Source organism: Mycobacterium sp. NGS66 (genome assembly GCF_059812225.1).
Window position 1 is genome coordinate 24,078 of sequence record NZ_JCALCG010000011.1, and the last position, 11,651, is coordinate 35,728.

The window sequence follows — 11,651 nt, forward strand, 5'->3', positions numbered from 1 at the left end:
TTGCCATCCCTTCAGCTCAGCAACGCGGACAACTGCTCTGCGGCCTTGACGACCGCGTCCTTGCCGCGCAGTACGACGTCTTCACGGTGGGAGATGAGGTTGATACACGTCGGTGGTGACGGCGCCCGACGGTGTACCGGCACGGCCAATCCGTAGGTGTTCGGTTCGATTTCCCCGTAGGTCATCACCCAGCCGCGCTCGCGCGCGCGCACGACCAACTCGCGCTCCCCAGGGCGCGGCGGCATGCTCGCCAGCAGGGCGATCCCGGCGGCGCCGCGGTCCAGCGGATAGCGGCTGCCTTCGTGGAACGAGAGTTGATAGGCCACATGGGTCGGGACGATCACCGCGATGGCGACTTGCTGATCGCCCTCGGCGACGAGCAGCGAAACGGTGGTGCCGAGCTCGTCGGCCAGCCCCCGCAGCGTCGGCAGACTCAGTTGGCGCACGTTGTTGTCGAACGACGCGCCCAGCACGGCCAGGCCGGAGGCCGGCCGGTAGCGCCCGTCCTCTCCCTTGGCGACCAGCCGGAACTGGGCCAACGTCGACAGCAGCCGATAGGCGATGGTGCGGTGGACGCCAACCCGATCGGCGAGTTCTTGCACGGTCAGGCCGGCTGGCGATTCCGCCACCAACTGCAGCGCGGTCAGGCCCCGCGCCAGGGTCTGTGATCCCGTCATGGTCTTGACAGACCTCACCACGAGAGCGAAGCTCTATATATATCGCACATTGATGTGCGATATTAGCACACAAGGTAGCCCCAGAACGAGAGCGAGATTCTCGTCGGCCGGACCCAGAGAGGCGCGCCAAAAGGAATCGTGTTCGAAAGCATCTGGAGCGACCTGCAAGGCGTCCCGTTCTCACAGGGCTACCTGTTCGCCGGGGGAGTGCGGACTCGCTATCTGCGTGCCGGCGACCCGGCCAAGCCGGTGCTGATGCTGTTGCACGGGTCCGCCGGCCACGCCGAGGCCTATGTCCGCAATCTGGCCGCGCACGCCGAACATTTCTTGACCTGGTCCATCGACATGCTCGGCCACGGGTATACCGACAAGCCTGGGCATCCGCTGGAAATCACCCACTACGTCGAGCACCTGCTGGCCGTCTTAGACACCATCGGCGCCAAGCGTGCCCACCTCAGCGGTGAGTCGCTCGGCGGGTGGGTGGCCGCCCGCGCCGCCATCGACCATCCGGAGGTCGTCGACCGGCTCGTCCTCAACACTGCCGGCGGTTCACAGGCCGACCCGGCGGTGATGCAACGCATCTTCACCCTGTCCATGGCGGCCGCCGAGAACCCGACGTGGGAGACGGTTCAGGCACGCATCAAGTGGCTGATGGCCGACAAGTCCAAGGATTACGACGACCTGGTGGCCAGCCGCCAACGCATATATCGCCAACCGGGATTCGTCTCCGCGATGAGCGACATCATGGCGCTGCAGGATCCGGAGATCAGGGCCCGAAACATCCTCGGGCCCAAGGAGTATGGCGCCATCACCGCGCCCACCCTGGTGTTGTGGACCAGCGACGACCCGACCGCCGATGTGGCCGAGGGCCGCCGCATCGCCTCGATGATCCCGGGCGCACGGTTCGAGGTGATGCCGGGCTGCGGTCACTGGCCGCAATACGAGGATGCCAAGACCTTCAATCGTCTGCATCTCGACTTTCTGCTGGGACGTTGATGAGCACGGCCGGGCAGCATGTTGATGTGGTCGTTGTCGGCGCCGGCCCGGTGGGGCTGACCCTGGCCAATATCCTTGGCCTGCAAGGGGTACGGACGCTGGTGGTCGAGGAACGGCAGACATTGATCGACTACCCGCGCGGCGTCGGACTGGACGACGAAGCCCTGCGCACCTTCCAGTCGATCGGCCTGGTGGACCGCATCCTGCCGCATACGGTGCCCAACCAGATCCTGCGCTTCTACGATGCCAGGCGCCGTATCCTCGCCGAAATGGCCCCGCCCGACGCGTGTTTCGGCTGGCCGAAGCGCAACGGATTCGTGCAGCCGCTAGTCGACGCCGAATTGCTCGGCGGATTAGACAGATTCGACCGTGTCGAGGTCTGGTGGGGCCGTCCGATGACGTCCTGCCGGCAGACCGCCGACACGGTGACCGTCGAGCTCGGCGGAGACGGTGACGCCCGCAGCGTGCGGGCGGCGTATGTCGTGGGCTGCGACGGCGGCCGCAGCATGACCCGCCGGATGATGGACGTGTCCTTCGACGGGACCACGTCGTCCACCCGTTGGCTGGTCGTCGACGTCGCCAACGACCCGCTGGGCCACCCGAACAGCGAGGTGGGCGCCGACCCGGAGCGCCCGTATGCGTCCATCTCGATCGCGCATGGTATTCGCCGGTTCGAGTTCATGATTCACGCCGACGAGTCCGACGAGCAGGCCGAAGATCCCGCGTTTCTGACGCGGATGCTGGCGCGCATGGTCCCGCACCCCGACCGGGTCGACGTGATCCGCCGCCGGGTCTACACCCACCATTCGCGGATCGCCGGTGCCTTCCGCAGCGGCCGCTTGTTGCTGGCCGGAGACGCCGCGCACCTGATGCCGGTCTGGCAAGGACAGGGCTACAACAGCGGAATTCGCGATGCGGCCAACCTCGGCTGGAAGCTGGCGGCAGTGGTGACCGGCCGTGCCGACGCCAGGTTGCTGGACAGCTACGAGGTGGAGCGGCGCAAGCACGCGCGCGCGATGATCGATCTCTCTACCATGGTCGGGCGGGTCATCTCGCCGACTAACCGCAGGGTGGCGGCGGCGCGAGACCTGATTGTGCGATCGGCCTCAATTGTGCCTTCGCTCAAGCGGTATGTGCTCGAGATGCGGTTCAAACCGATGCCTCGTTACGACCACGGGGCCATCGTTCATCCCGAACCGCGTCATCCGGGCTCACCGGTCGGCACGTTGTTCGTGCAGCCGCGTGTGGCTACCCGAACACAGCGCGATGTGCTCTTGGACGACGTGCTCGGCGGGTGGTTCGCCGTCCTGTGCTGGAACAACAATCCACGCAAAATCCTCGGCGAGCACGCCTTCGCACAATGGAAGTCGTTGGGCGCCAGCTTCATTGCCTTGCGTCCGCTGACCCAACTGCACTGGGCCGGCGATGACGATCCCGACGTGGTGATCGTGGGGGACCGCACCGGCGACCTCAAAGCCTGGTTCGACGGCCACCGGGAATCGGTGTTGTTTCTGCGCCCCGATCGCTGCATCGCGGGAGCCTGCATTGCCCAGCTCGCTCCGGAGCTGAGCGCATCGCTGCTCGACGCCCTCGCACTCACGCCGGAAGGGGGTGAGTTGTCAAGTGCCACTGGCTCTGTGCTGTATGTCCCACAGCCCGCTGCTGAATCTACCGGGGCCGCCGCGGGACCTGCTTGACGACGTCGAAGCCGCGATCGCGCAGGCCCGAGACTTCGCCCACGATTACGATCCCGAACTGGTCGTCATCTTCGCTCCGGACCACTACAACGGCTTCTTCTACAAGGTGATGCCGCCGTTCTGTATCGGCATGCAGGCCAACGGAATCGGCGACTATGGCACCCACCTGGGACCGTTGGACGTACCCGAAGACCTCGCGGCTGACTGCGCGAAGGCGGTGCTGGCATCCGGCGTCGACGTGGCGGTATCGGCGCGCATGGACGTCGACCACGGCACCGTGCAGCCGCTGGAAAAACTATTCGGAGACGCCAGGTCACGGCCGGTGATCCCGATCTTCATCAACGCGATCGCCGAGCCGCTGGGGCCGCTACACCGTTGTCGGGCATTGGGTACCGCGGTAGGCGCCTTCCTGGCGACCCTCGACAAGCGGGTCCTGGTGATCGGATCCGGTGGCCTGTCGCATAGTCCGCCGGTGCCGACGCTGGGCACGGCGGGCCCGGCGGTTCTCCGGCGGATCGTCGACGGCGAACCGATGACGGCCGAGCAGCGGGAGGCGCGCCAGACCGCCGTCATCGACGCGGCGAAGCGCTTCGCCGGGGGTGAGGGCAAACTCCAACCGCTCAACCCGATCTGGGACCACCGTTTCCTGGAGGTGATCGATGCGGGACGGCTGGAGGAGCTCGACCAATGGTCGAACTCGTTCGTCGTGCACGAGGGTGGCAGCTCGGCGCACGAAATCAGAACCTGGGTGGCGGCTTTCGCGGCGCTGGCGACCGCGGGGACATACCAGACCATGGTGCGCTACTACAAACCGGCAGCCGAGTTGATCGCCGGCTTCGCCATCAGGACGGCGGTGCCGGAATGAGCGCCACCGAACATACAGTCGACGTCCTGATCGTCGGCTCCGGCGGAGGCGGCATGACGGCCGCGCTCACGGCGAACGCATCCGGACTCGATGCGCTGGTGGTGGAGAAGTCGCCGCAATTCGGTGGCTCCACCGCGCTGTCCGGCGGCGGCATCTGGGTACCCGGGGCGCCGGCCCAGCGCAGGGAGGGTTACGCCCCCGCGCCCGACGGCGTCGTCGAATACCTGCGCCGGATCACCGACGGTTTGGTCAGCGACGCCCGGATACGTCAGTACGTCGAATCCGCGCCGAAGATGCTGGAATTCCTGGAGGGGCTCTCCGGCTGGCTCGAGTTCGTCTGGAAGCCCGGCTATGCCGATTACTATCCGGAGCTGCCGGGCGGATCCGAACTCGGCAGCACTATCAACGTGCCGCCCATCGACCTGCGCACGCTGGGCGCCGACGAGCCCAATCTTCTGCAGCCGCTGGCACTTGCCCCCAAGGGAATCTGGCTGGGGCCCAAGGAACTTCGGTCCTTCTACCGGATCAGGCAATCCTGGGAGGGCAAAGTTGTTCTGCTGAAGCTGGTTTCGCGAATGGTGCGGGCCAGGGTAATCGGCGAGCGGATGGCCGCGATCGGCCAATCGCTGGCGGCGCGGCTGCGGCTGGCGATGAAGGAACGCGGTATCCCGCTGTGGCTGAACTCCCCGATGACCGAGCTGATCACCGATGCCGAGGGAGCGGTGATCGGCGCAGTGGTGGAGAGAGCCGGCGCCAAGCAGCGGATCACCGCGCGACGGGGGGTCATCCTGGCCTCGGGAGGCTTCGACCACGACCTCGCCTGGCGCAAGGAGCAGCTGCCCGTCTTGGACCAAGACTGGAGCTTCGGTAATCCCGCCGCCATGGGCGACGGGATACGCGCGGGCCAAAAGGTCGGCGCGGCAACCGATCTGCTCGACGGGGCCTGGTGGTTTCCGGCGATGCAATGGCCGGACGGCCGAATGCAGTTCATGCTCAACGAACGGATGATGCCTGCGCAGTTCATCGTCAACGGCCAAGGCAAGCGCTTCATCAACGAGGCGGCGCCATACATGGACTTCGGTCACGCGATGATCGAAGGCCAGAGGTCCGGCGTCACCCACATCCCCTGCTGGCTGATCACCGATCACCGGTCCTGGAATCGCTACGTGATCGCCGGTCATCTGCCGCTACCCAAGATTCCCGGCGCGCCGGTTCCTACCGGCCGCAAGGTCCCACGCGCCTGGCTGGAATCCGGTGTCGTGAAGGCCGCGACGAGTTGGGACGAGCTGGCCGCCAAGATCGGCGTTCCGGCGCAACAACTTTCCGAAACCGTCCGCCGCTTCAACGAGCTGGCGCGCACCGGTCATGACGACGATTTCAACCGCGGCGACAGCGTCTACGACAACTACTACGGCGATCCCACACTGCCCAACCCCAACCTTTATCCGCTGGGGAACCCGCCGTACTACGCGTTCCGGATTGTCCTGGGCGACCTCGGGACATCCGGTGGCCTGCGCACGGACGAGTACGCCCGGGTGCTGCGACCCGACGGCACGGTGGTGCCCGGGCTGTACGCGGTGGGCAACACCTCGGCCCCGGTGATGGGCCGCAGCTACGCCGGCGCGGGGGCGACCATCGGCCCGGCGATGACGTTCGGCTTCGTCGCGGCTAAACACCTTTCCGACCAGGCTGCGCGACCGGCCCAACAGACCCTTGATTCCCACAGGAGGTATTGATGAAGATTTCGCTGTTCTACGAGTTCGCCCTGCCCCGCCCCTGGGCGCCGGACGACGAGCGGATCATGCTGCATGACTGCCTGGACGAGGTCGAGGCCGCCGACAAGGCGGGCTTCTCCACCGTCTGGCTGACCGAACACCACTTCCTGGAGGAGTACTGTCACTCGACCGCGCCGGAGATTTTCCTGGCCGCAGCCAGCCAGCGGACGAAGAACATCCGGTTGGGTTTCGGCATCATGCACATGCCGCCCGCGGTCAACCACCCGGCGCGGGTCGCCGAACGCATTGCCACCCTTGACCTGATCTCCAACGGCCGCGTCGAGTTCGGCACCGGGGAATCGTCTTCGGTCGGCGAATTGGGCGGGTTCAACATCGACCCCGCCGACAAGCGCGCGCAATGGGAGGAAGCGCTCGAGGTCGCGATCCGCTGCATGATCGAGGAGCCCTTCACCGGGTTCAAGGGCGAGCACATCGAGATGCCGGCCCGCAACGTGATCCCCAAGCCGATGCAAAAGCCGCACCCACCGGTCTGGGTGGCGTGCACGCGTCCCGCCAGTGTGCAGATGGCCGCCCAAAAGGCTATCGGCGCTTTGAGTTTCGCTTACACCGGGCCGGGTCCCCTGACCGAACGGGTCAACGGCTATTACAAGGAATTCGAGGAGAACGGCGTCCCGATCACGCCGGCGATCAACCCGAATATCCTCGCCATCGGCGGTGATCTGTCGATGATGGTCGCCAAGACCGACGAGCTGGCCCTGCAACGCCTCGGCCAGGGCGGCGGGTTCTTCTCGTTCGGCATCATGCACTACTACATGACCGGTGTGCACACTCCGGGACGGACCGGCGTGTGGCAACGCTATCTCGAAGAGGTGGAAAAGGATCCGACGCTGGCCTATGGGCCGGGACGCGGCGCGATCGGCTCGCCGGCCACCGTGCGGGAGTTCCTGCGCGGCTACGAGGAGAGCGGTGTCGACGAAATCATCCTGCTGCTCAACCCGCGCAGCCACGAGGGCACCATGGAATCCATCGAGCTGATGGGCAAAGAGGTATTGCCCGAATTCATCGAGCGTGACGAAAAGGCTGTGGCCGACAAGGCCGCCCGACTGGCGCCGGTGATCGAGAAGGTCGAAGCGCGGCGGCCCGAATCGAGTGCGCCGCCATTCGACGAAAGTTATGCCTTCGGTGGCCTGCCCACCGGCCGCGGCGGTAAGTTCACCGCCAGTGAGATCCCGGAAGCCATGGCGGAGATCAACGAGGGCCGTGTCCAGGCGGCACAGCGCGCCAAGGAGGAGCAGCAGCGCAAGTGACGGCCATCGACGAGCTATGGCGTTACGACGGTCGCCGCGCGGTGGTGACCGGTTGCGCGTCGGGCATCGGCGCACATGTGGTACGACAGCTCACCGCGCTCGGCGCCGACGTGATCGGACTCGACAAGCGTCGACCGGCCTTTGATATCAGCGACTTTCACGAAGTAGACCTCGCCGACCCGGCGTCGATCGACCGCGCGGCAGCGGCCGTCGGTCAGGTCGACTCGTTGTTCAATGTCGCCGGCGTCTCGTCGGGAATCGGCGACGCACAGCTCGTCGTCACGATCAACTTCCTGGGCCTTCGGCACCTGACCGAGGCGCTGATCCCGAAGATGACGGCGGGGTCGTCGATCGTCAGTGTGTCCTCGCTCGCCGCCTCCGGATACCGCGAGCATCTACGAGCCGTGGCGCCGCTACTGAAGACCGCGACCATGCACGAGGGCACCGACTGGTGTCGACGTCACCGCGATCAGCTGACCGGCGGCGGCTACCAGTTCGCCAAAGAGGCGGTCATCCTTTACACCATGCAGAACGTGACGCGGCTCGGCGCCCGGGGCATCCGCATCAACTGCACCGGCCCCGGAGTCACCGAAACGCCGATACTGGATCAGCTGAGAACGGCGTACGGACACGGGTTTCTCGACGACATCCCCAAACCGTTGGGCCGGGTGTCCGATCCGGCTGAACAGGCTTCCGTGCTGACGTTTCTGAATAGCCGTGCCGCCAGCTATATTTCCGGCCAGGTCGTTTGGGTCGACGGTGGAAACCTCGGCGCCGCCATCGCCCGTGAACTCGAGGAAGGAGCCTCGTGGCCAGCCTGACCGACTTCCGCAGGGTCGCGCGCGAGGTCTGCAATTGGGGCCGCTGGGGAGACGACGACGAGCTCGGCACACTGAACTTCATCACCGCCGACAAGATCGCCCAAGCCGCCAGCCTGGTCCGGCACGGCCGGGTATTCTCCCTGGGCGTCGACTTCGGTGCCTCAGGTCCGCAGGGCGCGTTCGAGTTTCGGCACAACCCGGTGCATGTGATGACCGTCGACGGCGGCGACGTCAACACCCTGGCTCGATATGGGTCCGGGTGGGCACGTAACCCGTTGGCGCAGCAGCTAAGTGAGTACATCGCGGACAATCCGTTTCGGTTCAACGACGACATGATCATCATGCCGCTTCAGGCAGCTAGCCAGTGGGACGCGCTGTCGCACGTGTACTACGACGATCAGCTCTACAACGGGTTCCCCGCGGATTCGGTGACCAGCATGGGTGCCTATCACTGCGGCATCGACAAGGTCGACAGCAAGGGCATCACGTCGCGCGGTGTGCTGCTGGACCTGGTCCGCTATCGCGGCGCGGAAGTGTTCCTCGAACCGGGAAACCCGATCACACCGGAAGAACTCGACGACGTGGTGCGTGCGCAGGGCGTCACGATCGGACGCGGTGACATCGTGCTGATCCGAACGGGTTGGTGGACAAGGTTTCTCATGACCGGAAATAAGATGGACGGCTACGCCGGATTGGACTGGCGGTGTGCCTCGTGGCTGCATGACCATGAGGTGGCCGCCGTCGCGGCCGACAACCTGCAAGTCGAAGACCTGGTGTCGGGCGTCGACGGCGTCTTCTTGCCGCTGCACTTGCTGTGCCTACGCGACATGGGGCTGATGTTCGGCGAGTACTGGGACCTCGGCGCGCTGGCAGACGACTGCGCCGCCGACGGCGTCTACGAATTCCAGCTGATCGCGCCGCCGCTGAGAGTCGTTGGCGCCGTTGGCTCACCGGTGAATCCGATCGCGATCAAGTGACCCAGATACAGCGCAGAACCATTCTGGTCGACGGCCTGGTCACCAGCTACCTGGAAGCGGGCAACGGTGACCCGGTGGTGCTGCTGCACGGCGGCGAGTTCGGTGCGAGCGCTGAACTCGGCTGGGAACGCAACATCGCCGCGCTGGCCCGGCACTACCGGGTGCTGGCACCCGACCAGCTCGGGTTCGGGCGGTCGGCGAAAGTCGTCGACTTCGTCGACGGGCGCGGAATGCGGATTCGGCACGTCGCCCGATTCTGCGAGTCGCTCGGGGTGGGCTCGGCGCACTTCGTCGGCAATTCGATGGGCGCCATCAACCTGCTGACCGACGCCACGTCCGATGCGCCACTGTTGCCGGTTCGCAGCATGGTGATCATCTGCGGCGGCGGAGAGATCCAGCAAAACAAGCACTTTCAGGCGCTCCAGCAGTACGACGCCACGCTGCCCGCCATGCGGCGCATCGTCGAGGCGTTGTTCTATGACGCCCGCTATCCGGCCGACGACGAGTACGTGCGGCGCCGTCATGTGTCGAGCACGGCACCCGGGGCGTGGGAAGCGGTGGCGGCGGCCCGTTTTCGCCGTCCCGGTGTTTCCTCGCCGTCGACGCCTACAACCAGCCGACCCTACGAGCGCATCGACGTGCCCACGCTGGTTGTGGAAGGAGGAAACGACAAACTCCTGCCACCCGGTTGGGCCGCGCAGATCGCGAAGCAGATCAAAGGTGGGCACTGCGCCGTCGTCGAGGGCGCCGGCCACTGCCCGCAGATCGAGCAGCCCGGCGCCGTCAACGAATTGCTGCTGAACTTCCTGGCTCAGTAAACCTGCTCGCGCACGACGGGATTGACTCTGCGCCTATAGCGGGAAAGTGCGAGTAGGCTGCGCCCTCACCGCAGAATCAACACTCGATCAACGGGCCCACACGTACAGTGCTGTTCACTCTGCGCCTATGGCGGGAAAGTGCGAGTAGGCTGCGCCCTCACCGCAGAATCAAGAGCTTCATCACATACTCGACGCGAGCGCCCGCTCTACCGTCTCATCCATCGGGAGGAGGATGGCAATCAGCTCACCGGGGCGGTTAGGTTCGCAGCTAACGGCGGATGAATGGAGCCTTGGTGAAGCGACTGTCCGGTATGGACGCAATGTTTCTGTCGATGGAAGGCGCCACCACGTGGCCTCAGCACACGCTGGGGCTGATGATTTTGGACCCCAGCTCGGTGCCCGGCTTCGGCTTCGACACGCTGCGCAACCACGTCCAAAGCAGGCTGGAATACCTTCCACAGTTCCGGCGGCGCATTCAGGAGGTGCCGTTCCGGCTCGCCAAGCCAGTGTGGGTCGACGATCCCGACTTCCGGCTCGACGCGCACTTGCACCGCGCCGCGCTTCCGGCGCCGGGCGGTCCTGCAGAACTCGCCGAGATCATCGGCGTAATCCTCGCCCGTCCGCTGGACCGTCGTCTGCCGCTGTGGGAAGGCTGGTACCTGGAGGGCCTCGAGGGCGGCCGGGTTGCATTCGTTGCCAAGACGCATCACGCGATGGTCGACGGGGTTTCCGGAGCCGGCCTGTCCGACGTGCTGTGCGACGTGACACCCGAACCGGTCCAGCCGGCCGCGGAAAACGTTGACAGCCAACCGGCGCCGCGCCGATCGAGCGTCGAGCTGCTGGCCCGAGGCGCCCTGTCAGCGGTGGTGTCGCCACCCAAACTGGCGCAGTACCTGCGCCAGACCGTGGGAGGCGCCGTGACGACGATCGGTCATCTGCGCCGGCCCGAGCCGCCGCCGCGCCCGCTCAGCGCACCCCGCACGTCGTTCAACGGGGCACTCGGGCCGCGCCGCGAATTCGCATACTGCTCTTTGGGTTTGGGCGATGTCAAGCATGTGAAGAAACACTTCGCCGTCAAGGTCAACGATGTGATCCTCACCATCGTCGCCGGGGCGATTCGCCGCTACTTGGTCAAGCGTGACGCACTTCCGCAGCGCCCGCTGCTCGCCACCGTCCCGATGTCCACTCGCTCGCCGGAGGACGTGGAACTCGGCAACCTGGTGCATCCGATGGTCGCCTCACTGGCCACCGACGTCGAGGACCCGGTAGCCAGGTTGACGGCGATCCACCGCGGCATGAACAGCGCGAAGGAGCTGGCCGAAGACCTGACCAAGCAACAAACCGTCGGACTGACCGACATCGCGCCGCCAATGCTGTTCGGCGCCTTGCTTCGCGCGTACCAGAAGGCCAACCTCGAGCAACGACTGCCGTTGAACACCAACCTGATCGTTTCCAACGTGCCCGGTCCACCGACCCCGCTGTACTTGGCCGGCGCGCGCATCGAGCACATCGTCCCGGTCGGGCCGCTGGCGGTGGGAATGGGCATGAACGTCACGGTATTCAGCTACGGCGATTATGTCGACGTCGGAGTTCAGGTCGATCCCGAATTGGTCGACGACGCATGGGAACTCGTGTCCCATGCCGCCGAGGAACTCGATCGGCTGGTGGCCGCGACGGCAGCCGCACCGAAGGAGAGCCCATGCCCGTAATCGATCCCGCCCGGACCTGGCAGCAGGCGTTACACGTAGGAGTACCAG

Annotated in this window: 10 protein-coding genes; 9 read left to right on the plus strand and 1 reads right to left on the minus strand. The window is 65.7% G+C overall.

Going from position 1 to position 11,651, the window contains the following annotated elements; all coding sequences use genetic code 11:
• Positions 1 to 11 precede the first annotated feature (11 nt).
• Entirely contained in the window at positions 12 to 677 is a 666-nt protein-coding gene (locus AC5Y2L_RS19190) for an IclR family transcriptional regulator (protein WP_499937450.1), read from the minus strand.
• A gap of 138 nt (positions 678 to 815) precedes the next feature.
• Between AC5Y2L_RS19190 and AC5Y2L_RS19195 the strand changes: the two genes are divergently transcribed.
• The 9 genes from AC5Y2L_RS19195 to AC5Y2L_RS19235 all read left to right on the plus strand — a co-directional run bounded on the left by AC5Y2L_RS19195 (position 816) and on the right by AC5Y2L_RS19235 (position 11,603).
• Entirely contained in the window at positions 816 to 1,673 is an 858-nt protein-coding gene (locus AC5Y2L_RS19195; RefSeq protein WP_499937448.1) for an alpha/beta fold hydrolase, read from the plus strand.
• Positions 1,673 to 3,370, plus strand: a complete 1,698-nt coding sequence (locus tag AC5Y2L_RS19200) for a bifunctional 3-(3-hydroxy-phenyl)propionate/3-hydroxycinnamic acid hydroxylase (RefSeq protein ID WP_499937446.1) — start codon at positions 1,673 to 1,675, stop codon at positions 3,368 to 3,370. The genes AC5Y2L_RS19195 and AC5Y2L_RS19200 overlap by 1 nt, the downstream gene beginning before the upstream one ends.
• Complete coding sequence (locus tag AC5Y2L_RS19205; RefSeq protein WP_499937444.1) at positions 3,318 to 4,235, plus strand: 3-carboxyethylcatechol 2,3-dioxygenase; 918 nt, start codon at positions 3,318 to 3,320, stop codon at positions 4,233 to 4,235. Before AC5Y2L_RS19200 ends, AC5Y2L_RS19205 begins: the two co-directional genes overlap by 53 nt.
• Complete coding sequence (locus tag AC5Y2L_RS19210) at positions 4,232 to 5,971, plus strand: FAD-binding protein (protein WP_499937442.1); 1,740 nt, start codon at positions 4,232 to 4,234, stop codon at positions 5,969 to 5,971. The genes AC5Y2L_RS19205 and AC5Y2L_RS19210 overlap by 4 nt, the downstream gene beginning before the upstream one ends.
• Entirely contained in the window at positions 5,971 to 7,278 is a 1,308-nt protein-coding gene (locus AC5Y2L_RS19215) for an LLM class flavin-dependent oxidoreductase (RefSeq protein WP_499937440.1), read from the plus strand. Before AC5Y2L_RS19210 ends, AC5Y2L_RS19215 begins: the two co-directional genes overlap by 1 nt.
• Entirely contained in the window at positions 7,275 to 8,099 is an 825-nt protein-coding gene (locus AC5Y2L_RS19220; protein WP_499937438.1) for a coniferyl-alcohol dehydrogenase, read from the plus strand. The genes AC5Y2L_RS19215 and AC5Y2L_RS19220 overlap by 4 nt, the downstream gene beginning before the upstream one ends.
• Complete coding sequence (locus AC5Y2L_RS19225; RefSeq protein ID WP_499937436.1) at positions 8,087 to 9,076, plus strand: cyclase family protein; 990 nt, start codon at positions 8,087 to 8,089, stop codon at positions 9,074 to 9,076. Before AC5Y2L_RS19220 ends, AC5Y2L_RS19225 begins: the two co-directional genes overlap by 13 nt.
• Positions 9,073 to 9,894, plus strand: coding sequence for an alpha/beta fold hydrolase (locus AC5Y2L_RS19230; RefSeq protein ID WP_499937434.1), 822 nt, complete (start codon positions 9,073 to 9,075; stop codon positions 9,892 to 9,894). The genes AC5Y2L_RS19225 and AC5Y2L_RS19230 overlap by 4 nt, the downstream gene beginning before the upstream one ends.
• Positions 9,895 to 10,187: 293 nt before the next feature.
• Entirely contained in the window at positions 10,188 to 11,603 is a 1,416-nt protein-coding gene (locus tag AC5Y2L_RS19235) for a WS/DGAT/MGAT family O-acyltransferase (protein ID WP_499937432.1), read from the plus strand.
• Positions 11,604 to 11,651 lie beyond the last annotated feature (48 nt).